This window comes from Luteolibacter yonseiensis (assembly GCF_016595465.1).
In the GTDB taxonomy this organism is placed as follows: domain Bacteria; phylum Verrucomicrobiota; class Verrucomicrobiia; order Verrucomicrobiales; family Akkermansiaceae; genus Luteolibacter; species Luteolibacter yonseiensis.
The window spans coordinates 293,924-316,810 of the sequence record NZ_JAENIK010000004.1; the positions used below are offsets into that span (position 1 = coordinate 293,924).

15 protein-coding genes are annotated in these 22,887 nt (G+C 61.1%); 14 read left to right on the forward strand and 1 reads right to left on the reverse strand.

Annotation, left to right across the window (positions count from 1 at the left end):
* Positions 1-7: 7 nt before the first annotated feature.
* The 14 genes from JIN84_RS02930 (at position 8) to JIN84_RS02995 (ending at position 18,739) form a co-directional block, all read left to right on the forward strand.
* Complete coding sequence (locus JIN84_RS02930; RefSeq protein WP_200349509.1) at positions 8-2,932, forward strand: tetratricopeptide repeat protein; 2,925 nt, start codon at positions 8-10, stop codon at positions 2,930-2,932.
* Positions 2,933-2,943: 11 nt separating this feature from the next.
* Positions 2,944-3,783 (forward strand): tetratricopeptide repeat protein, encoded by an 840-nt coding sequence (locus JIN84_RS02935; RefSeq protein ID WP_200349510.1) that lies wholly within the window; start codon positions 2,944-2,946, stop codon positions 3,781-3,783.
* Between the two features lie 40 nt (positions 3,784-3,823).
* Complete coding sequence (locus JIN84_RS02940) at positions 3,824-4,600, forward strand: MotA/TolQ/ExbB proton channel family protein (RefSeq protein WP_200349511.1); 777 nt, start codon at positions 3,824-3,826, stop codon at positions 4,598-4,600.
* 48 nt (positions 4,601-4,648) lie between these two features.
* Positions 4,649-5,083: an ExbD/TolR family protein gene (locus JIN84_RS02945; protein WP_200349512.1), complete on the forward strand. Its 435-nt coding sequence runs from the start codon at positions 4,649-4,651 to the stop codon at positions 5,081-5,083.
* Positions 5,084-5,090: 7 nt separating this feature from the next.
* Positions 5,091-5,543 (forward strand): ExbD/TolR family protein, encoded by a 453-nt coding sequence (locus JIN84_RS02950; protein WP_200349513.1) that lies wholly within the window; start codon positions 5,091-5,093, stop codon positions 5,541-5,543.
* 58 nt (positions 5,544-5,601) lie between these two features.
* On the forward strand, positions 5,602-7,200 hold the full coding sequence (locus JIN84_RS02955) for a prenyltransferase/squalene oxidase repeat-containing protein (protein WP_200349514.1): 1,599 nt from the start codon (positions 5,602-5,604) through the stop codon (positions 7,198-7,200).
* Between the two features lie 197 nt (positions 7,201-7,397).
* Complete coding sequence (locus JIN84_RS02960) at positions 7,398-8,222, forward strand: MotA/TolQ/ExbB proton channel family protein (protein ID WP_200349515.1); 825 nt, start codon at positions 7,398-7,400, stop codon at positions 8,220-8,222.
* 11 nt (positions 8,223-8,233) lie between these two features.
* Positions 8,234-8,662 (forward strand): ExbD/TolR family protein, encoded by a 429-nt coding sequence (locus tag JIN84_RS02965; RefSeq protein WP_200349516.1) that lies wholly within the window; start codon positions 8,234-8,236, stop codon positions 8,660-8,662.
* 43 nt (positions 8,663-8,705) lie between these two features.
* Positions 8,706-11,084, forward strand: a complete 2,379-nt coding sequence (locus JIN84_RS02970) for a tetratricopeptide repeat protein (RefSeq protein WP_200349517.1) — start codon at positions 8,706-8,708, stop codon at positions 11,082-11,084.
* Between the two features lie 45 nt (positions 11,085-11,129).
* Positions 11,130-13,082, forward strand: a complete 1,953-nt coding sequence (gene speA / locus JIN84_RS02975) for a biosynthetic arginine decarboxylase (protein WP_200349518.1) — start codon at positions 11,130-11,132, stop codon at positions 13,080-13,082.
* Between the two features lie 258 nt (positions 13,083-13,340).
* A complete protein-coding gene (locus JIN84_RS02980) occupies positions 13,341-15,371 on the forward strand; it encodes a LamG-like jellyroll fold domain-containing protein (RefSeq protein WP_200349519.1) in 2,031 nt (676 codons plus the stop codon).
* Between the two features lie 3 nt (positions 15,372-15,374).
* Positions 15,375-16,175, forward strand: coding sequence for a glycerophosphodiester phosphodiesterase (locus tag JIN84_RS02985; protein ID WP_200349520.1), 801 nt, complete (start codon positions 15,375-15,377; stop codon positions 16,173-16,175).
* Positions 16,176-16,190: 15 nt separating this feature from the next.
* Positions 16,191-17,759 (forward strand): alkaline phosphatase D family protein, encoded by a 1,569-nt coding sequence (locus tag JIN84_RS02990; protein WP_200349521.1) that lies wholly within the window; start codon positions 16,191-16,193, stop codon positions 17,757-17,759.
* 143 nt (positions 17,760-17,902) lie between these two features.
* Positions 17,903-18,739, forward strand: a complete 837-nt coding sequence (locus tag JIN84_RS02995; protein WP_200349522.1) for a DUF4394 domain-containing protein — start codon at positions 17,903-17,905, stop codon at positions 18,737-18,739.
* Between the two features lie 450 nt (positions 18,740-19,189).
* Here JIN84_RS02995 and JIN84_RS03000 read toward each other — a convergent pair whose 3' ends face one another.
* On the reverse strand, positions 19,190-22,879 hold the full coding sequence (locus tag JIN84_RS03000; RefSeq protein WP_200349523.1) for a pilus assembly PilX family protein: 3,690 nt from the start codon (positions 22,877-22,879) through the stop codon (positions 19,190-19,192).
* Between the last annotated feature and the right edge of the window lie 8 nt (positions 22,880-22,887).

Genomic DNA, 22,887 nt, shown 5'->3' on the forward strand with positions numbered 1-22,887 from the left:
AGACCGTATGCAGCGAAAGACCCAAAAAACCCCCGCGCTTCTCGCGTTGTCCCTCTCGCTTTTTGCCGTAGCCGCGGAAACCCGGGTACATGGCCAGGAAACGCCCCCCGCCGCACCAACGGCTCCGGCGGCCCCTGCGACCTTGAACCGGCTCTTCACTGAGGCGGAAAACGCCTTCGGAGCGAAGGATTACACCGGTGCGGTCGCGAAGATCCAGGAACTCCTGACCGCATTGGGCACCAGCAAGGAGGCCCCGCTCGAGCTGCTCTATTTCAACATCGGTCTCGGAAACCTGCTGGCCGAAAATCCGCAGGAAGCGGAGGCGGGGTTCAGGGAATGCCTCAAGCGTTTCCCGAAAGGCGAATACGCCAGCCGCTGCTACCTCGGTATCGGCCGCGCCTGCATCCTGCAAGGGGGCGATGATAAAAAGGCGGAAGCCCTCGAAGCTCTCAAACTCGCGGCACAGGATCCCAAATATCGCTCCGAAGCCGGTTTCTACCTTGGAAAAGTTTACACCGATCTCGGCAAACACGACGAGGCGATGGTGGTTTTCAAGAGCCTGATGGGTTCGGACATCCGCTCCCCGCAACAGACCACCGCCGCCGTGGAGGTCATCGGACTCCTGGCGGATACCGGAAAAATCGACGACCTCATCGCCTACCTCGACCGCCTGAGCAACCAGGCCGGTGTGCGCGACGCCATCGCCTGGTACGCGAACCAGGTGATCGTCCGGGGCGACGAGCTGGTCACCTCGGGGTCCTACGAAGCCGCTCTCGCCATTTATCAATCCGTCCCGCCGCGCAGCCAGATTCTGGAAATCCAGAAGACCGCCTTGGAAGCCCAGCACAAGGAGGTGAAGCTCCTGGAAACCCGGGCGAACGCGGACAAAACCAAGCCGCTGAACCAGCGCTCCACCGCCTCGGAATTCCTGAACAATCTCAAACCCGCCGTGGAACTCGCGGAGACCGCGCTGGCCGCCGTCGAGGCGAAGGCGGATCTGGACGCCGCATTGCTGATGCGGCGCGGTCGCTGCTTCTACTACCTGAACCGCAACGAGGAAGCGCTGGTATGCTTCCGCGCCCTGCGCACCAAGTATGCCTCCGCCGCGGACGCCCAGCCCGCCGCTTATGCGGAAATCGTCCTTCTCAACAAGCTCAAGAACATCGCGGAGATCAAAAGCCTCTGCGACCGTTACCTGCTGAAATACCCCGAGGCGGAAAACGCGGAACAGGTCGCCACCCTTGCCGGCGAGGTCCTCGTCCAGAGTGGAAACTGGGATGAGGTGGAAAGCTTCTACCGCAACCTGCTCGCGAAATTCCCAAACTCGGAGCACCGCGACCGCTACACGTTCTTCCAGGCGGTCGCCCTGTTCCAAAAGGCGGACTTCAACTCGTCCACGCCGATTCTCACCAAATTCCCCGAGGATTTCCCGAACAGCCCGCTCGTGGAAAACTCGCTCTACTACCTGGCGATGTCGAGCTTCCTCTCGAACGACTCGATCAAGACGACGGCGGCCGCCAAGGACTATCTCTCGAAATTCCCGGACGGTCGCTACGCGGGGGACATGCGTTACCGCCTCGCGTTCATCGACTTCAACAACAAAGAAGAGGACCTGAATGAGAAGATCATCAAGGACCTGACGACCTTCGTGGAGTCCCACCCGGACGATGCTTCCGTCGGCTCCATGCTCTGCCTCGTAGGTGACACCTACAAGAAGATGTCCGAAAAGTCCGACAAGACGGACGAGGTCGCGAAATACGAAAAACTCGCTCTCGAGGCCTACAAAAAGGCTGTTTGGACGGAAAGCCCGGACGATGTCGTTCAATACGCGCTGGATACCGCCACCTCGCTGCTCCAAGGCAAGAAGGACTGGAGTGCCATCGCCGAACTGCATGGTGAGTTCCTCCAAAAGAGACCGGACAGCCCGCTCTCGCTGCTTTCCGCCATCCAGGTCGCGAAGATGAAGGCACGCGAAGGCAAGTCCCCGGAAGCGGCGGACATGCTCGCGAACGCGCTCAAGTCCCGCATCGGAGACCCTTCCAGCGAGAGGGTCGAGTTTCTCATCGACGAGCTCGTCAAGACCCTCGTTCCCAAGAAAAAGCCGGCCGATGTGGACATCGACGCGGTGGACGCCCAACTGCAGGAAGTCCTGAAAAAGGCCATCGGCGAAAACGAAAACGCCACCACGAACGCCCGCCTCTACTACGCGCGGGCCCAGCTCGCCCGCCTGCTCCGCCGTCCGGACAAGTCGGAGCTCTACCTGAAAGGCATCGCAACCATCAATGCCAAGGATCCTGCGATCCTCAGCCCCGCTCTGCTCAGCATTTCCGGCGACATCCTCCTCAAGCTGGGTGACCTCGACGCTGCGGAAGGCATGTTCAAGCGCCTCTCGGACCGCTACAAGGAAGGCATGTTCGCCGATGCCGGACCTGTCGGACTCGGCTACATCGCCCTCGCCCGCAAGCAGCCCGAGGAAGCGCTGAAAATTTTCGAAACCGCTCTGAAGGACAACCCCGGCATGTCGCGCTTCAAGGAGACGACACTCGGCCAGGTCCAGGCCCTGATCGAGGTCGGAAGGATCGACGAAGCGCAGAAAATCGCCCTCCAGATCGCCGGGGACAAGATGTTCCGGGGTGAATCCGCGGGGAAAGCCTATCTTTTCATCGGCCAGGTTTACCGCCTGCAGGCCGCGAAAGCCTCCGGCAAGGAGAAGGAAGGACTGCTGAAGCAGGCGCACGGCATCTACGGCCGGGTCTACACCGCCTACAAGAGCAGCCCGGAAGTCTGTGCCGAGGGCGCATGGCAGGCATACGAGACGCTCAAGGAACTGGGTGACACCGCCCTGGCGGACGAGACCCTCAAGCAACTGGCGAACGATCCGAAGCTCAAGAACACCAAGCGCGCGCAAGAAGCCCTCAAGCTAGCCAAGTGAAAATCCAACCCATGTCACTTTCATCGTCCACCCTACGCTCGGCTTTCCTGGCCTGCGTCGCCGCCCTGCCCCTCGCGAACGCACAGGAGCCCATCCGCATCGTTTTCCAGAACGGCCGTGCGGTGCCTCTCTCCGCCGTCTCGCTCCAGGGCGACAAGCTGAACGTCACCACCGCGGCCGAGGGATTCAATGCGGGCCAGAGTTTCCCGCTTTCCACGGCCGACCACATCTTCGGTGACAAACCATCGGAGATCAACGGGGCCATCGCCCTGCTTCTGACGGACAAGCCCGCCGACGCGGTGAAATTGCTGGAACCCGTGCTCGCCTCGCAGCAGATCACCGCCGCCATTCCGGGAAATTACTGGCTGGAGGCCGCGCGCGCCGCGCTCGTCGCCTACGCGGTGAGCGGCAACACCACCAAGTGCACCGACATCGGCAAGGCGATCTCCGATGCCACACCCGCCCAGGGCAACGACCCCTTCGTCGCGCTCGGCAAGGCGCTGCTCCTTCCCATCAGCACCCCGCTGGCCGACAGGGAAACCGCCCTGAGGGACCTGACGACGGACAACCTGCCGGCGGACGTCTGCGCCTACGCCTCGTTTTTCCGCGCGAAACTGCTCAAGGGTGCCAAGAACGACAAGGACGCGCTCGAAGGCTACCTCTCGGTGACCGGCCTTTTCCCCTCCGGCGGCATGGTCCTCAACGGTGCCGCATCATTCAACGCCGCGGACATCCTCGCCGCACAAGGCCGGCGTGACGAAGCCGTCGCGCTGCTCAATTCCTCCGTCAGCCACTCCGCCGGCACGCTCGTGGCGGCCGAAGCCAACAAGCGTCTTGAAAGCCTGAAATAAACCATCACCCTTCCCTCACTAAACCTCTTATCAAAAAGCCATGAAAAAAACCATCCAACAGGCTGTCTATGCGGCACTCGTCCTCCTCCCAATGACCGTCTTCGCAGCGGAACCCGCTGCCGGCGTGAAGAAGCAAAGCCTGCTCCATGTCTATTCCGAAGGCGGATGGGTCATGCACATCCTGTTGGTCTGTTCGATCGCCATGGTCTGGCTCATCATCGACGTCTGGCTCCGCACGAACAACCCGAAGATGACTCCCACGGAGGACGTCGCCACCGCCCAGGAACTTTTCCGCGCGGGTGACTATCTCGGTGCCTACCAGGCCATGAAGGCCAGCTTCAGCCCCTTCGCGGAAGTGGTGCGCGCCGGACTCGGCTCCGTCGGCCACGGCAAGGAAGCCACCGAGGACGCCCTCTACGCCACCGTGGAAAAAGTGAACTCCACCCTGCAAACCCGCATCAACTACCTCTCCGTCATCGGTGTCTGCGCTCCCATGATCGGTCTGCTCGGCACCGTGTTCGGGATGAAGGGAGCCTTCGGCAGCCTCGGCTCCGGCGGTCTCTCCAGCGGGGTCGGCGAACTCGCCGGCCACATCGGTGAGGTGCTTGTCGCCACCGCCACCGGACTGCTCGTCGCCATCCCCGCGTTCATGGCCTTCTACTTCCTGCGGAACAAGCTCCAAGGCGCCATCCACCACCTCCATGAGGAGTCGGACCGCCTCTTCCGCAACGCTCCGTACGATTACCTCAAGGACGCCGACGTGGGCCAGGAAGAGACCTATGCGGCTCTCCCAAACTGGGTCCAAGCCGAAGGCTGAGCCCCGTGCCGGCTTCTTTCCTAACAAACCCGTTTAACAAACAATCCTATGGCCAGTGCTGGTAGTGGAGATGGGGAACCGGAGTTCCAGATCGCTCCGATGATCGACGTGCTGCTCGTGCTGCTCGTGTTCTTCGTCATGATCACTTCCGCGGAAGTGCTCAAGGTGGACAAGAACCTCACGCTTCCCGTCTCGCCGAATGCGAACAAGCGCGAACCGGAAATGGCGAAACACGAGATGGCGGTGAACGTCCGTCTCGATGCCTCGACCAACAAGGGCATCGTCGTGGTGGACGACGTGGAATACGTGAGCAACTGGCAGGACGTGGTGCCGAGCCTCAAGGCCAGCTTCGAGCGTGACCCGAAACTGCGCGTTGTCGTCCGGGCGGATGCCGCCGTGCCCGCAGGAGAAATCCAGCGTGTCATGAACCTCATCGGCACCGCGGGCATCGCGGACATCGCCTTCGCCGCCTCAAACAAATAACACGCCCATGAGAAGAAAACGCCGCCGGAAAGCCTCCGCTGAAGTGAACCTGGGCTTCCAGATCGCGCCGATGATCGACGTGGTTTTCGTCATCCTCCTGTTCTTCATCGTCCAGGCGGGTGACATCCAGGTCGAGAACTCGCACGTCACCAAACTGCCGGGCACCGTGGAATCCGACACCGCCACCTCGACACCGGATGAAATCGCCATCCGCATCGATGACGATGGCCAGGTGTATCTCAACGACGATCCGCTCGACGCGCCGGAAACGAAAAACCTCCCGGAGCTGGCGAGCAATCTCAACGCCCTCCGCCAATCCAGCGAGGATTCCAAGTCCGAGGTTCTCGTGACCATCTACGCCAGCGAGCTCGCCCATTACCAGCGGGTCGTGGATGTGCTCGACGCCCTCAGCAGGGCGAAAATCAAGAATGTGAGCTTCCAAGCCGGAGACCCCGAATAAGCTCCGGCCCCGTTTTTCTCCCCCGGAAAACAAAAACCCAAACCCAACCCAAAAACCCATGGAACTCTACGATGAAGAAGGAAACCTGATTCACGCCGAGAGACCCAAGATAAGCCTCTGGCAGAAGCTGGGCGGCGGCTCGCTGATGATCGCCGCCCTGTTCCACGCGGTCCTGCTCGTCGTGGGCGCCTTGTGGGTCTTCAAGATCATCACTCCGGCGAAGGAGAAGGTGGACTTCCTGCCCGCCGGCGGCGGGGGCGGAGAACGCGGTGCCGAGCACCAGGTGCAGAACAAGAAACGCGCCCAGATCACCCCCACCACGAACGTCAAGCGGGTCTTCGCCGAAGGTGCTCAATCCACTTTTTCCATCCCCGAGCAGGGCGACACCTTCGGTGAAATGTCCACTCTCAGCTCCCTCAGCGGCGGCGGCATGTCCGGCGGCCTCGGCGGGGAAGGCAGTGGCAAGGGCTTCGGAAGCGGGTCCGGCGTCGGCAATGGCATGGGAATGGGTGCCGGCATGGGCAAGCTTTTCGGACTCATCCCGGAAACGATGCGCAAGCGCTGTTCCAAGGAAGACCGCCTCGCCCGTCTCAGGGAGAACGGCGGCACGCCCGCCTGCGAGGAGGCTGTCACGAAGGCCCTGAAATGGCTCAAAAGCCAGCAAGGCAGCGACGGCTCATGGGGAGATGGTGACAAGGCTGGGATCACGGGGCTGGCCCTGCTCGCCTATTTCGGCCATTGCGAAACCCCGGCCTCGGAAGAGTTCGGCGAATCGTGCATGAAGGGAATCGTCTATCTCGTGGGCCTCGGCATGGCCAACGATGGGAAGATGGCCGTCAACGACGGCAACGGCTGGGTTTACGAACACGCCATCGCCACCTACGCGCTGGGAGAAGCGGCCACGTTTTGCAAGGAGTTGAAGATCGATATCCCGAACCTGATGGAGGTCACCGAAAAGGCCGGACAGATGATCATCGACAACCAGCACAAGAACGGTGGCTGGGCCTACCACTACATGACGGAGGATCCGAAAGGAGGATCGAAGGCCCACACCGACGTCTCCGTCACCGGCTGGCAGATCCAGGCCCTCAAGGCGTGCAGCCACACCCCCATCCGCTACAAGGGGCTGAACTCATGCATCGGCAAGGGCCTCGAATACCTCACCTCCTGCCAGGCCGACAGCGGCGGCTTCGGCTATGAAAACAAGGATCTGCACGGAGGAAAGTCCTATTACACCCTGACCGGGGTGGGCATGTTGTGCAACCAGATGTGGGGCAAGGGCAACCGCGAGGAGGTCCGCAGCGCGGCGAAATACGTGATGAACGAGTCGAAATTCGACTACAACTCCGAGTTCTGCGATCTCTACGGACACTATTACGAGTCCCAGGCCATGCTCCAGCGCGGAGGGGCGGAGTGGAAATTCTACAATGAAATGTTCCGCGACCAATTGCTCGACAACCAGAATGACGACGGTTCGTGGAAAGTGCCCGGCGGCGGCAAAAGGCCGGCGGAACTGCGGGCTGTGGCGGCGGATTCCTTCGTCAACAACAGCAAGCAGGGCAGGATCTACCGCACCGCGCTCTGCACGCTCATGCTGGAGGTTTACTACCGCTTCCTGAACACCGGAGGCGGCACGAAGGAAAAACCGAGCATCTGAGGGATCGCCGGGATGCCATGCCATCCCCGGGGGGATGGGGGCAGCCGGGCCATCCTGTGGGAATGCGTAGGGTCCGGCACTTCCGGGCGGCCATCTTTCCGGACGCCGTGGAAAGAATCATACGGGGGGAGCGGTAATGTTCCCACTTGTTGCTCGGGCTTGCGTTCGGGCGGCAGATCCATAGACTACCCCCATTCATGAAGTGCTGTTACCTTTCAGTCGCGGGATTTTTCCTCTCCGCGCTCGCCGCTTCCGCTCAGACTCCGGTTCCGGCGGCCAAGGAAATGAATTTCCTCGAGATTCTCCTGAAGGGCGGCGTCATGATGTATCCGCTCGGCATCATGTCCATCATCACGGTGCTGCTCATCCTGGTGTTCCTGCTGACCATCCGCCGCAACGCGATCGTCAGCGACCGCTTCATGAACATGACCGAGGCGATGATCCGGAAGCGGGATTTCCTCGGCCTCATCACCCTCAGCCACCGCCGGAACGAGTGCATGGCACGCATCACCCAGAAGACGCTGGAATTCATGAACGCGAATCCAGGCGCCTCTTTCGAGGACGTGCGGGACGTGGCCCAGGTGGAAGGCTCGCACCAAGCCAGCATGCTCACGTCCCGGATCTCCTACCTCGCCGACCTCGGCGGCATCGCACCGATGGTCGGCCTGCTCGGAACGGTCATCGGAATGATCAAGGCGTTCCTGGAGATCTCCTCCGGCGGCGTCGAGCAGGGTGTCCGCCAGATGGGACTCGCTGAAGGCGTGTCCGAGGCGCTCATCGCCACGGCGGGTGGTCTTGCCATCAGCATCCCGGCCCTCGCCTTTTACTCGATTTTCCGGGGGAAGGTGCAGAAGTACACCTCCGAACTGGAGGCCGCCGCCACCCACTTCATCGCCATTCTCCACACCCAGATGGACCGCCAGCCGCAGTACGCCGCGCCGGGCCGCGCCGGTCGTGAGGAACACAAGAAGTCCTCTCCGTCTCCGCACGCCGGCGAGCGCCCGGACATCCACGGCATCTAACTTTTCCGGAGATGAAATTTTCCACACGCCAGCCACCGCCGGTGTCCATCCAGTTGGCCCCGATGATCGACATCCTGCTCCTGCTGCTGAGCTTTTTCATCATCAATTACCAGTTCAGCAAATCGGAGACCGAGCTGAACGTCTCCGTGCCGACCGCGCACGAGGGAGCCGAACCCGAGCGCGTCCGCGGGGAAATCATCATCAACGTGCTCGCCGACGGCGGCATCCGTGTCGAGGGCCTCACGGTGAACCGCCAGCAGTTGCTGGAAAAGCTCTCCGCCATCGCCAGGCAGTATAAAAACCAGCCCGTCCGCATCCGGGGAGACGCGGCGGTGGCCTACCAGCGAATCGTGGAAGTCATCGACACCTGCCAGAAAGCGGGAATCTGGAACATCTCCTTCGCCACCCAAGCCCCGGAGCCGCCCGCTCCGCCGAAGTGATTCACTTGGCAAATCCACCAAAACGGACCATCCTCCCCGCATCTTGAAACGCGCGCTTGCACTTTTTCTCCTTTTTTCCGAGCCGATGGTCGCCCAGATCCCCCGGGCGGAGGCGATCGATCCCGCGTTGAACCCGGATGCCGGGAACGATTTCTACCTCCGTGGGAAAAATCTCTATGACGCCGCGCAGGCCAGCACCACGCAGGAGAACCGCATGGAGTACTTCCAGCGTTCCGCGCAGATTTTTTCCGAATACCTGAATGCGTTTCCCAACCATCCGAACGCGGAGGTCGTTTGGTGGTATTTGGGAAACTGCTATTACCTGTCCGGCCAGGTGGATGACGGGAAACGCTGTTTCAGCACGCTGATGAACCGTTACCCCAACGGAAAATCGGCCGCACTCGCCGCCTACACGCTGGCGGCGGATTATTACAACAAGTCCGAATACGCCTTCGCCGCACCGCTTTTCGAGCGGTTCGCCGCCAACGCCCCGAAGCCGGAAGAGCGCTCGCGCGGCAATTACTATGCGGGAAATTGCTACCGTTTCCTGAAGCGGGAACGTGAGGCGACGGCGGTCTACCGGAAAGTCGTCGAGGATCCCGCGGGCGCGCTCTATGCCCCGCAGGCGAAGGTCGCCCTCGGGCACCTGGCCCTCTCCGCCGGGAAACTCCAGGACGCGCTCGCCCAGTTTGAGGAAGTCGTCTCTTCCCCCTATACCCCGAAGATCCGTGGAGAGGCGGCGCTCAACGCCTCCCTCGCCGCCACCAAACTCGGACTGACCGACCAAGCGGACAAGTATCTCCAGCTCATTCTCAACAATCCGGGAATGGACGACTTCCGGACCGATGCCCAGACCGCCCTGATGGGGAACCTGTTCGCGAAGAAGCAATACCGCGAGGTCGTCGAGATTTTCCGCCGGGGCTCGGCAAAGGCCACCGGCGACAAGGAAGCCGGCCGCCTCATGCTGGCCGCACGCTCCTACATGCGGCTCAAGCAACCGAGCGAGGCTCTCCAGCTCTTCCGCGATGTCGAGAAGCTCGTGAAACCCGAGACCGACATGGCATTCCAGGCCGCCTACTACCGGTTGCTTTGCTTTTTCCAGATCGAAGGCCGCCATCTGCCGGATCAGGTGGACGCGTTCCTCCAGCTTTACCGGAAGTCCCGGCCTGACGACGCGCGCATCCATACCGCGCTGATGATGAAAGCGGAAGCCCTCTTTTCGAACAAGGACACCGCAGCCGCGGCCGCGGTTTACAGCGAGATCAACGCCGCCATCATCAGCGAGAAAAACCGCCCCGGACTCCTTTACCAACGCGGCTGGTGCCTTTCCGAATCCGGTGATCCCCAAGGTGCCATCCGTTCGCTGAGCGAGTTCATTTCCAAGTATCCCGAAGACCCGCGCGTTCCGTCCGCCTTCGCCAAGCGCGCGAAGGCCTACGCCGAAAGCGCGGAACCCGCGAAAGCCATCGCGGACTTTGACCGCCTCACCACCAATGCCGCCACTCCGGCGGACTTGAAGTCTTTCGGCTGGCTCGAATCCGCCCGCCTGCGCCGCACCGAGGGCAACTTCGCGGACATGATCGTCCGCTACCAGGGGTTGTTGCAGAATGACAAGGATCTCACCGACAACCTCCAGGCCGAGGCAAACTACTACATCGGCTGGGGAATGTGGAAAAACAACACCGCCAAGGACGCGATCCCCTACCTCGAAAGCGCCCGCAAGCTGCGGCCGGACGCCTATCGCAAGCACGCGGGCCTCATCCTGACGCTCAGCTACTTCGCCGCGCAGGACACCGCGAAACTCGTCGGGGAAATCAATCTCGCCATCGCGGGGAAATTCGAGGGCGACATCCCGAACCAGACGATCGAGTGGGCCGGCATGCAGTCGTTCTATACCGGGGATTATGCCACTTCCGCCAAGTTCCTCACCCTCGTTTCCAACCCGAAGGAACCCCGCGAGACGGCAAACAAGATCTGGCGTCACCTGGCCAAGGCACGCCTCGAGACCAACGATGCGGAGGGAGCCCTGACCGCCGTCAACAACGTGCTCGCGGTTGAGGACAATCCCGCTCTGAAGGCGGACAGCCTGGTGGACCGCGGCCGCGCGCTCTTCATGCTCAAGCGCTATGACGAGTCCCGCAAATCCTCCGACGAAGCCTTCTCGCTTCACCCGCAGGGCCACACCGCCGCGGGACTGAACATCCTCTACGGCGACCTGGAAATGAATGCCGGAAATCCCGGACCCGCCGCGGCGAAATATCAGGTTGTGGTACTCTTCCATGTGGACGACAAGGAATTGAAGCCTGTCGCGCTCTGGAAACTCATCCAAGCCCTCGAAAAACAGGCGGACCAACCCGAGGCGGAGAAATACCGCCAGCAGCTCCAGACCGAGTTTCCTGACTGGAAGGCGCCGAAGTCCTGATTTTTCTCCTATCATTTCCACCGATCCCTGTTTTTTTTCCCGCAGATGATTCCTCCAGCCTCCACCGCATCACCCTCGAAACCCGCCAAACGCAAGGCCGAATCCTGGTCTTCGGAGAAATCCTCCGAGCTTTATGGCGTCGACACATGGGGCCACGGCTTCTTCGGCGTGAACAAGAAGGGCGACGTCACCGTGCGCCTCGAGGATGACGAGGCAAAGGCGGAGGTTTCCCTCTTCGAAGTCATCGACGGCCTCCGCGACCGGGGCACCCACCTCCCCGTCCTGTTGCGTTTCCGGGACCTCCTCCATTCCCGCATCGCGGAAATCAACGAGTCGTTCCGCAAGGCGATCAAGGAAACCAAATATCGCGGGGAATATCGCGGGGTCTACCCTATCAAGGTCAACCAGCAGCGCCAGGTCATCGAGGAAATCACCGAGTTCGGTAAAAAATACCACTATGGTCTGGAAGCGGGCTCCAAGCCGGAACTCATCGCCGCGCTCGCGCACATGCACGACCCGGAGGCTTACCTGATCTGCAATGGCTACAAGGACGAGGAGTTCATCGACCTCGCGCTGCAAGCGCAGAAAATGGGGCTGCGCATCATGCTCGTGCTGGAAATGCCCAGCGAGCTCGACCTCATCCTGGAGCGCTCGCGCAAGCTCGGCATCCTGCCGAACCTCGGCGTCCGCGTCCGTCTTTCTACCAAGGGATCCGGCCATTGGCAGGACAGCGCAGGTGACAAATCCGTCTTCGGCCTCAACGCGTCCCAGGTGATCGCGGTGGTCGATCAGCTCAAGGAGTCCGGTTACATGGGCTGCCTGAAGATGCTGCACTACCACCAGGGTTCGCAGATCCCGAACATCGCGGCGATCCGTGAGGGAGCGACGGAGGCGGTCCGCATGTATTGCGACCTGGTCAAGGAAGGCGCGCCCATGGGCGTGCTCGACATCGGTGGCGGCATGGCCGTGGACTACGATGGCTCGCACACGAATTTCCACTCGTCCTGCAACTACTCCGTCTCGGAATACTGCACCGACATCGTCGAGGTTATTTCCCAGATCTGTGACAAGGCCGGCGTCGCCCACCCGAACCTCATCTCGGAGTCCGGCCGGGCCGTCGTCGCCTACTACTCGGTGCTTGTCTTCAACATCCTGGATGTCACCAGCGCGCAAACCAGCGAGGAAGCCCCTCCGATTCCGGAGAACGCGCCGCAGAACCTCATGAACATCATCGAGGTGAACAAGGTGATCAACAAGAAGAACCTCCAGGAGTGCTTCAACGACGCGATGTACTACCGCGACCAGATGCGCGCGCAGTTCTTCTACGGTGCCGCCACCCTGCGCGAGCGCGGCCTCGCCGAAGCGTGGTTCTGGCACATCCTCACCCGCATCTCCCACATCATCGCCGAGCTGGACGACGATATTCCGGAAGACCTCCGCGAGCTGTCCTCCACGCTGGTCGATTTCTACTACGGGAACTTCTCGCTCTTCCAGTCCCTGCCCGACTCATGGGCGATCGACCAGGTTTTCCCGGTCATGCCGATCCACCGGCTCAACGAGAAGCCGCGCAACCGCGCCGTGCTCGCGGACATCACCTGCGATTGCGACGGAAAGATCGACCGCTTCATCGACAAGGAAGACGTCGCGAAAATCCTGCCCTTGCACGATTTCAAGCCTGGCGAACCCTACTACCTCGCCGTCTTCCTCGTCGGCGCGTACCAGGAAACCCTCGGCGATCTTCACAACCTGCTCGGAGACACCAACGTCGTCGGCGTGCACTTGGAAAAGGGCAAGCCCGTCTACACCCATGAAGTCGAGGGCGACACGGTGGCGGATGTGCTCAGCTACGTGGAGTTCGATCCGAAAGAGCTCGTGACCCGCTTCCGGACCTTTGCCGAAAAGGCCGTCACCGAAGGGCGTATTTCACCGAAGGAACGCCGCGAGATCCTTGATCTGTTCCGCGAGGGCCTTGCGGGATATACTTATTTCGAAAGCTGATTTCCCCCGCTGTTTCTCACCGGATTCCACGAATTCCGGTGCATGCCGCCCGTTTTCACGAGAGCCGGCCGCCTGTGCGGATCGCGCCGTGTGCGGGGCCACGTCCCCATGCGGGCTGGTGGAGGGACGTGATGTGCCGTCATTCGGGAGAAACCGGTCGGAATGATTTCTCCGCCCGGTGTCTTTCAAGACATCGGTTACGATATTGAAACAGTTCGGAACGTGTCGCGTTCATGGATGGAAGGAAACTCGCCAGACATGAGATTGAGATTTCCCCTTGCCTTGGCGATATTGGTGAGCCTGGAGCCCGTGAGCGCCCAGATCATCGAGGTGAACCCGAACATCGGACACACCCGCCACCACCACCGTCACGGCGCCAAACTTCCTACGGAAGCGGCGAGTCCGCAGAGATTCATCACCTCGCGGGAAGGCGCGGCCGCGCTGATGCTGCCCGAGGAAAAGGACGCGTTCCAGTTCGTCGTCTTCGGCGACCGCACCGGTGGACCTGTTGACGGGGTCAGCGTGCTGGCGGACGCGGTCCGCGACGTGAATCTTCTCGGACCCGACATGGTGATGACGGTGGGGGACCTGATCCAAGGCTACAACAATGGCGACAAATGGGTCACCCAGGCCAACGAATACAAGGAGATCATGGGCCAGCTGGCGAGTCCATGGTTTCCGGTGGCGGGAAATCACGACACCTACTGGCGCGGAAAGGAAAACGAGGTGCGTCCGCCGGGCGAGCACGACTCGTTGTTCGAGACACATTTCGGCCCCTTGTGGTATGCCTTCGAACACAAGGATTCCTGGTTCATCGTGCTGTATTCGGATGAGAGCAATCCGAAAACCAACACCAAGGACTTCGGAGACCCGGAGACCCAGAAAATGAGTCCGGAGCAGTTCAACTGGCTGGCCGAGACGTTGAAAAAAGCCAAGGACGCCAATCACGTGTTCCTTTTCCTCCACCACCCGCGCTGGCTCGGCGCACAGGGGAAAAAAGGCTACGGCGACGACTGGAACCGCGTGCACGAACTGTTGAAATCCGCGGGAAACGTCTCCGCCGTATTCGCAGGACACGTGCACCAGATGCGTAGCGACGGCCCCCGCGACGGCATCGAATACATCACCCTCGCCACCACCGGCGGGCATGTGCCCGGCTACGGTGAATCGTTGGGGTTCCTCCACCATTACGACGTGGTGACGGTGCGCAAGGATGGCATCTCCCTCGCGGCGATCCCGGTCGGCAAGGTGCTCGATCCACGGGAAATGACCGGCAATCTCATCTCCGAAACCAAACTCTTCGGCGAGCAGGAGCTCACACCCGGCCCGGTGGTGTCGCTCGCGGCGGATGCCTCCGCCAACGCGTCCTTTCATTTGGAAATCGCGAACCCATCCACCCGCCCGGTCGATTTCACACTCAACGCGGACAGCGAGGACAGCCGCTGGGCGTTCTCGCCGGACCACCGTCACGGAACACTCCAGCCCGGTGAGAAGAAGACCCTGGAATTCCAGGTCACCCGCCTCGCCTCGCCCATCGACGAATCGTTCCGCGATCCGCGCCTTACGCTGGAGGCGGAATATCTCGCACCGGGATTCCGCTACACCATTCCGAAGCGCGAGATCGCCGTGCCGGTGGACTTCCCCAACGACGGAGCCGGCCCGCCGAACCGCGCGCTCCGTTTCGACGGTGTGGAAGATTTCCTCAGGGTTCCGTCCAAGAGCTTCGATCCCGGTGAAACCATCACCCTGGAATGCCGCTTCAAGGCGGATCACTTCAACGGCCGCACCGGCCTCGTCACCAAGGCGCAGGGCTCGGACTACGGGCTCTTCGTGAGCAACGGGAAGCCCACCTTCAACACCTTCATCGGCGAGCGCTACCTCAGTGTGACGGCGTCCCAACCGGTGCTCGAACCCGGCCGGTGGCACCACCTCGCCGGTCAATACGACGGCCGCGAAGCCCGTCTCTACCTGGACGGGAAGCTGATCGCGGCCAAAGCTGGCGAAGGTGTCCGCAAGCGCAACGAGCTCCCTCTCGTCATCGGTGGCGATGTGGACGGAGCGGGCACCGCGACATCCTATTTCAGCGGCCTCATCGATTACGTCCGCCTTTCGAAGGTCCCACGTTATCAAGGTGAGGAAATCGCCGTGCCCGAGCGTATTGAAAGCGACGCCGACACCACACTGCTCCTCCAGATGGATGAGATCACCGGCCTCCGCCTTCCCGACAGTTCCCCGTCCGCAGCCCATGCCGAACGCTGCGGCAAGCCAGCCCTTGTCCCAAACCGATAGAATATGACCGTTAGAAAATTATTGCCTCTCGCGCTCTTCCTGTGCGCCACGCCGTTGTTCGCGGGGCCGTTCCTCGTCGCCCACCGCGGCGCGTCGAAGGATGCGCCTGAAAACACGATCCCGGCTTTCGAACTCGCCTGGAAGCAGGGCGCGGACGCCATCGAGGGTGACTTCCACCTCACCGCGGACGGGAAGATCGTCTGCATCCATGACTACGACACCCTACGGGTGTCCGGGACGAAAAAGAGCGTGAAGCAGAGCACGCTCCAGGAGCTTCAAGAGCTGGACGCGGGTGCCTGGTTCCAGCCACAGTGGAAGGGCGTGCGCCTGCCGACGTTTTCCGAAGTCGCCGCCACCGTGCCGGCGGGGAAAAAATTCTACATCGAGGTGAAATGCGGGCCGGAGATCGTGCCGGAACTCCTGCGCGGCATCGAGGCGTCCGGGTTGAAGACCGACCAGATCGTGATCATTTCCTTCCACGCTCCCGTCATCCGCGAGATGAAGGAGAAAGCATCACAGTTCAAAGCCTATTGGCTTTCCTCGTTTGAAAAATCCTCACCACTGGAACCTTCGCTGGATGATGTGCTGACCACCCTCCGCGCCATCAAGGCGGACGGATTCAGCTCGCAGGCGGACGCCCGGCTCACCGCGGAATTCATCAAGGGTATCCGCGACGCGGGCTTCGAATACCACAGCTGGACCATCGACGAACCCAAGGTTGCGGAAAACTTCCTCAACCTCGGAGCCCAATCCATCACCACGAACCGCCCGGCCTTCCTGCGTGAAGCGCTGGAGCACAACTGATCCGACCAACCATTCATGAGCCTTCATCTCACCCGCCGTTCCTGTATCGTAGGATCGGTCTCCGCCCTTCTCGCCCTCGGTGCCGAACGCGTGTTCGGAGCATCCGGCACGATCCTCACGCAACCTCATTTCCCCGACTACCCTTTCAAGCTCGGCGTCGCCTCCGGAGATCCGGATTCCAGCGGCTTCGTGCTCTGGACACGCCTCGCCCCGAAGCCTCTCGAGGGCGGCGGGATGGGGCCTGAATCCGTCCAGGTCTTCTGGCAGGTGTCCGAGGACGAGGCCATGACCAAGATCGTCGCCAGGGGGGAAACCATCGCCACCGCGGGTCTCGGCCACTCCGTCCACGTCGAAGTGGGAGGCCTCAGGCCGGACCGGTGGTACTGGTATCAATTCAAGGCAGGCAGCGAGGTCAGCCAGAAAGGGCGCACCCGCACGCTGGAACACCGCAACCGTCCCGCGGCGGAGACCACAGCTTTGAAAATGGCGTTCGCGTCCTGCCAGCACTTCGAGGCCGGATACTACACGGCCTACGACCACATGCTCGCGGAGTCTCCCGATCTGGTGTTCCACCTGGGTGACTACATCTACGAAGGCCCGAGCCGCACCGGACAGGTCCGCTCGCACGTCGGCCCGGAGACGGTCACCCTCGAACATTATCGCAACCGCCACGCCCAGTACAAGACGGACGCCTCCCTGCAGGCCATGCACGCGGCCGCGCCATGGGTCGTCACCTGGGATGACCACGAGTTCGACAACAACTATGCCGGAGACATTCCCGAGGAGAAGTCCCCCACCGAGCGGCTCGAATTCCTCAAGCGCCGCGCCGCCGCGTACCAGGCGTATTACGAGCACATGCCGCTGCGCACCACCTCCATCCCGGACGGTCCCGGCATGCGTCTCTACCGCAGCATCCGTCACGGAAAACTCGTGGATTTCCATTTCCTCGATACCCGCCAATACCGCAGCGACCAACCGAACGGCGACGGAATGAAGGCCCCCGGATCCGCGGCACTCGATCCCAAGGCATCCATCCTCGGTGAAGCGCAGCGCACCTGGCTGCTGGACGAACTCACGAACTCACGCCCGCAGTGGAACGTGCTGGCACAGCAGGTGATGATGGCGCGCGTGGATCGCGAACGCGGCCCTGACGAAAAATGCAGCATGGACCAGTGGCCGGGCTATGAAATCGAACGTCGCTCGATTTTGAACGCCTTCGATGAACGGAAAATCACCAACCCCGTCGTGCTGACAGGCGACATCCACACCCATTGGGCCAATGATCTGGTCATGGACTACGATGGCAAGGACTCCCGCGCCATCGGCTCCGAGTTCGTCTGTTCCTCCATCACCTCCAAAGGCGATGGCAAGGATGTGTCGAGGGAGGAGGGTGAGATACAGGCGGAGAATCCGTTCGTCCGTTACTACAGCGATCACCGTGGCTACGTCAGCTGCCGGATCGATGCGAAACAATGGCAGTCTGATTTCCGGACCGTTGAATATGTGAGCCGTCCCGGAGCGCCGGTGCTCACGCCCGCATCATTCATCGTGGAGAACAACCGCCCCGGTTTGCAAAAGGCGTGAAAACCGGCAACCGTGGATGGAGCGGGAATGAGGAAATACAAAAACCGATATGACCCTATAAGATTTTTGTATTGTTAGGGAATCGTGCGATTGAGGGATTCTGGCATTTTGGGAACGGCTTCCTTTTCCAACCAAATTCCGCCATGTCCCTCAAAAGCACCATCACCGCCGCCATCGCCTCGGGTATTCTCGCAGGCTCCTCACACGCCATCACCATCTACGGCCTCGGCCCGGGTGGGCAGCTCTACAGCTTCGACTCCGCCTCACCCGGCACCGTCAACGCCGTGGGAGCGGCCACCGTCGGTGGAATCGTGGACATCGATTTCCGCGGGTCTGACAACAGGCTCTACGGACTCTCCGCCACAGGTACCACCTCCACCATCAACACCCTCACCGGTGCCGCGACCGTGGCATTCAGCCCCTCCCATACGCTCGGGGGGAATGTGAGCGGTTTTGACTTCAATCCGGCCGCGGACCGCATGCGCATCGCCGTGGGAGGAACGAACAATTTCCGGATGGTTCCCAGTGGAATCCCGGGGATGACCGCCGGCACGGTGGTCAATGGGGCGACGGGAGGGGATGGATTGTTCAGCGTGGCACCCGGCATTTCGGTGTTGGACGTGGCCTACACGAATCCTTTCAACGGCGCCGCCGGGACCACTCTCTTCAGCATCGGTTCGGATGGCATGCTTTACAGCCACCCCATGGCCGGAGCTCCCACGTTCAACAACATGCTCGCGGTCGGCTCGCTCGGCATTCCAGTAGCGGGAGACGTAGGCTTCGACATCGCCGCGGACGGCACGGGCTATCTGGTTTCAGGAAACAATTTCTACACGGTCAATCTGACCAGCGGTCTGGCCACGTCCGTCGGCACGCTGGGCCAGAACCTCACTTCCATCACCGTGGTGCCGGAGCCGGGAGCCATCGTGTTGGTCAGTGTCGTGGGTCTTGGTTTGTTGCGCCGCAACAGGACCCGGTGAAATTCATTTCCCCTACAAACCGGAATACCCCGCTGGCGTCCCTTGGCCACGGGGTATTCTCTTTTACAGATCACACGGTTCCCGGCGACTTGCTTGGAGTCATCAAAGGGGGAGAAATCCACGGTGCACGGGACCTGCCGCGCTGCGATGGATGTGAAGCGGAACGTCACCCGTCATACCATTTTTCATCAATAAGGTGACTTTGATCCCGGGTCGCGGCTCCGTGAACCGCGTGCGGCCCGCCGCCGCTTTCGTCTGCCAGCTCGCTGGCCGGGACGGAGGTTCGAATTCATCAGGCCCGCCTCCCATTGTGCGACAGCCTGCGGAGCAATCAATGATCCGCTGTGGTTCCGCCATGTCAGCAACCTGACGACGGAAAGCCGCGGCGGGCCGCACGCATTCCGGAAGCTTCGCCGGCTCCAATCATCACTTTATTTTCGGAAACCGGTATCAGATCTCTTCCTCTTTCAACCAGCGGAATGAGACGATCTCGAAGCGGCGTCCGAATTTTTTATTCGTCTCGTTGAGCGAGGATTCGGGCGTCAACGTGTTGTCGGAGATATCCACATAATTCGGCGAACGCTGCACGACGGCCTCGCAGTAGCACTTGGCTGCGATGTTTCCCGCGCCGTCGCGGCTTTCGCCATAGGCACGGATGCGAAAGGTGTCGGAACGGGCGCTGAGCGCAGGACCGATGAACTGGAGCAGGTCCGCCTGGGTGAGGAATCCGAGCGCGCCCCATGCGGTGGTGTCCGGCTTCAGGGTTTGTTCCATTCTTGTGGAGTCCTCGATGTTGTCGATGCTTTTGAAGTCCGGCAGCTTGCTGGTGTTGTCGAGCGGCCATTCCTTGCTGAATGAATCGTTCACCCCGGAGAGATCGATGGCCGCCTGCAGCGCGCCCTTCTTGCCATCCTCTTCTTTCGAGAGGCGGCGGTTGGCGAAGTCGGCGAGGCTGATGAACGGACCGCGTTCCCGGACCTGTTTGACAATCTGCTCGGCAAGCTTGGTGATCTCCCCACGATCGAAGACACGCTGGCCGGACCATGCGGCGACATTGCCCGCCTGACTTCCGTCCCAGTCACCACCGGGAGCGTTGAGGAAACGCGGGAAGGCCACCTTGTCACCGTATTTCTTATCGACGCCGGAAAGCAGGAGGGCTTCCCAGGCGCTGACGCTGGTGGAGTTCACGTTGAACGCTCCATCGATGAGCAGGTGGGACGCCGCGTGGTGGTACGCGAGGCCAGGAACGGTGAGATGATCCGGTGGGATCTCCCCCCCCATCTTGTTCGGGCGCATGCGGCCGTTCGGCAGCGGGGATTTGTCCGGTGCATCGAGGAAAGCTTCTTTCTCCTCGTTGGTGCCGCTGGAGAGGAAATAGCCGTCCCACAGGTTGTGGTTGAGCTCATAGCTGAGATCGTAGATGACGCTTTGTTTTTCCGGCACCTTGTGGATGTAGTTGCGGGCGGTGTAAGCCCAGTTGTCCTCATTGGTGCGGGTCTCATCTCCGTTGTTGTCCGAGCGGCCGTCGGTGGAGTAACCGATGCTTCTCTGGTTCCAACCGCCCTTGTCCTTGTTGATGCTTTCGGAACGGTCCGGCTCGGTGTGTTCCATCGGCACGCGGGGATCCGCGAGGGAATTCCCCAAGGCGTAGGTGGGATGCCAGATGAACTCGGAGAAACCGACGTGCTGGAGCGCGCCGAGCGATGCGATTTCCGTTCCCTTGCGGGGGACATCGAAAAGAATGCGCTGCGGGACTCCACGGACCGGTTGATCGAAGGGATCCCCGAGCGCCTTGCCTCCGGACGAGCGCGGACTGATGCTGTTCCAGTCGACATCGCCATCGAAGAGGTCCCGGGTATAGATGCCGAAGAAGTTGGGAGCGAGATTGCTCACGTTGTCGAACGGATTGCGGAACGCCCACGAGGCGCGCATGTTCCAGTTGCCGATCGCGGAGTCTTCAAGGTGGCCGGTACCGGCGAGCTTGCCCGAGCCGATGAGGTTGGACTCCGTTTCCTGGGACCAGCGGAGGCGGAAGCCGTCACGGGTGCGGCGGTCGGGAATCTGGCTGATCGTGGTATTGGAAACCGAGGTCTTGGCAAATGGCACGGTATCAAGGGACGTCCATTCGACGGGCATTTCGTCCTCGTCGCCATATTGATAGGCGCAGGACACGAAACGGCCCATTTTCGCATCTTGAAATGTCAGGAGGGTGTCCGTGGAGGACATTTTCCACGACATGAGATAGTCATCGGCCTGGGTGTATCCGTCCTCCTGCACATTCGCCCCCGCCGCAGGCCGTGCGGGAACGACTTCGCGCCACTCGATCGGACGACTCTGCGCGCGGTTCACCACAATCACCGCGGTGGTCAGATCCTCCTTGGGGTACTGGAGAGGGGTGAAGAGGTTCGCCTTTTCATGCGCGTCCATGTAGAAGGCCCTGCTGGGGCTCGGAGCCACCGACGTGGTGAGGGTATTGCCACCAAAACTATCCGTTTCCTGGTAATCCGCGTTTTTCGAGGGAGACCAGACCAGGGTTTGACCCGGTTCCAGGGTGGCGGCGTCCATTTTGAAGAACATGCTGCCGCGGGTGGCCCCGCCTTTCTCTCCGCCGTTGTTGAGCCCCCAGAACATGCGGTAGTTCCGCTTGATCCCGCCCTCCATGGTGACCTCGACCTGCTTGGCCCCGTTGATGTGCATGAAGATGGTGGACGCCGGGACCCGCATGGTGAAGTTGTAGGGATTCCACAGAGCGACGCGCGGATAGAGATGGAGACGGAGGCCGTAGGGGGCGTTCGGCTTTGGCGTGGTGGGTTCGTAATAACTCAGGTTGTAATACATCGATCCCTCCACCAGGACGGGCATGAAATAGGATTTCACCCGTTTGTTGTAGTCGATGGATTTTTTACTGTTTCCGCCGGTTGGCAGGTTCAAAAACTCAGGATCATCGAGCTTGGGCGAATAGCTGCCGAAAGGCGCGTCGTCCGCGCGCTTCGCCCATGTCCGGAGCAGGCCGAATTTGGGAGAAAGGGGGTCCAGGCGCTTGCCCGAACCGGACGGGGAGGATGCGACGTCCGAACTGATGATGTTATCCAGATCGTTGACGCCCTTCAGGGTGAAGCCTTCCCCTCTCTCGTCACCAATGGAGCCCTCGCTTTGAAAAAATGCGGTGAGATCCTTTTTCCAGCCACCCTCACGGACATTGACGGGCAGCCCTGCGGACCAGACGTTGAACTCATGGAAACGGCGGTCATCCATGCCAGGCTGGACCAATGCGAGCTGGCGGTCGCTGGCGAGTTTGGAGCGTTCCTCGTTCGCCAATTCCTTATTTCCCATTTTCACACCCTTGTCCTTGTAGGCCTTCCACGAGGAATCCTGCGCGAGCATGAGCGCCTTGTACTGCCCCACGGTCGTGTCCGGGGTGCCGTCGCGGGTGGCGACATTCGCCTGCGTTCCCAGATCCCCGACCCACCATGCATAGCCGCCCCGGTGCTTGGATGGATTGTTGTTTTTGGACGGAGCGGATTTGGGTTCATTGCTGACCTCCACCAGCGGAGCATACACGGCATCCGCTTTCTGATTTCCCCTGTCAGGGGCACCCTGGCCGAGACTGCCGACGTCCACGAGGGCCACAAGGTCGGCGGAGGGGCCGGAACCGTCGTCGTCATGGACGATCTTGTTCGTGCCACCGTTGCCATCATCATCCCCATTGCCTTCATTACCGCTCACCAAGGTGGTGAGCCGCTCGTCGCGGGCGTTCCAGCCATTGGCCTGGCGTTGGTCGCTGAGGCCTCCTTTTTCCGCGTCACGCGTGATCCATGGCTTTCCGTTCTTCTGTGTGCTTTTCCAAACGCTGACCCAGTGCGGATGCTCGGGATCATTCACGCCGTTGCTGGCCATCCGCGCGTCGGCGGACACGCGCTGGTCCGGTCCCAGATTCTTCTGCAGCTCACCGAGCGCGATCATCAGTCCCATGCGCGCGTTCGCACGCGCGCGCTCCATGGCATTGCCATTGCCGGTCTTGCGCAGTTCGATGGTCGAGAGTCCCAGCAGTCCGACAGCGATGACGACCAGCAGAAGCATCATCATCAGGGTGGCGACCAATGCGAATCCCGAAGGTCTCTTGCGTTTGGTGAATTTCATGGCGGAGG

Excerpts from the sequence above, each read along its gene's own strand:
- JIN84_RS02930 (WP_200349509.1), top strand. The coding sequence starts at position 8 with ATGCAGCGAAAGACCCAAAAAACCCCCGCGCTTCTCGCGTTGTCCCTC.
- JIN84_RS02935 (WP_200349510.1), top strand. The coding sequence starts at position 2,944 with ATGTCACTTTCATCGTCCACCCTACGCTCGGCTTTCCTGGCCTGCGTC.
- JIN84_RS02940 (WP_200349511.1), top strand. The coding sequence starts at position 3,824 with ATGAAAAAAACCATCCAACAGGCTGTCTATGCGGCACTCGTCCTCCTC.
- JIN84_RS02945 (WP_200349512.1), top strand. The coding sequence starts at position 4,649 with ATGGCCAGTGCTGGTAGTGGAGATGGGGAACCGGAGTTCCAGATCGCT.
- JIN84_RS02950 (WP_200349513.1), top strand. The coding sequence starts at position 5,091 with ATGAGAAGAAAACGCCGCCGGAAAGCCTCCGCTGAAGTGAACCTGGGC.
- JIN84_RS02955 (WP_200349514.1), top strand. The coding sequence starts at position 5,602 with ATGGAACTCTACGATGAAGAAGGAAACCTGATTCACGCCGAGAGACCC.
- JIN84_RS02960 (WP_200349515.1), top strand. The coding sequence starts at position 7,398 with ATGAAGTGCTGTTACCTTTCAGTCGCGGGATTTTTCCTCTCCGCGCTC.
- JIN84_RS02965 (WP_200349516.1), top strand. The coding sequence starts at position 8,234 with ATGAAATTTTCCACACGCCAGCCACCGCCGGTGTCCATCCAGTTGGCC.
- speA (WP_200349518.1), top strand. The coding sequence starts at position 11,130 with ATGATTCCTCCAGCCTCCACCGCATCACCCTCGAAACCCGCCAAACGC.
- JIN84_RS02980 (WP_200349519.1), top strand. The coding sequence starts at position 13,341 with ATGAGATTGAGATTTCCCCTTGCCTTGGCGATATTGGTGAGCCTGGAG.
- JIN84_RS02985 (WP_200349520.1), top strand. The coding sequence starts at position 15,375 with ATGACCGTTAGAAAATTATTGCCTCTCGCGCTCTTCCTGTGCGCCACG.
- JIN84_RS02990 (WP_200349521.1), top strand. The coding sequence starts at position 16,191 with ATGAGCCTTCATCTCACCCGCCGTTCCTGTATCGTAGGATCGGTCTCC.
- JIN84_RS02995 (WP_200349522.1), top strand. The coding sequence starts at position 17,903 with ATGTCCCTCAAAAGCACCATCACCGCCGCCATCGCCTCGGGTATTCTC.
- JIN84_RS03000 (WP_200349523.1), bottom strand. The coding sequence starts at position 22,879 with ATGAAATTCACCAAACGCAAGAGACCTTCGGGATTCGCATTGGTCGCC.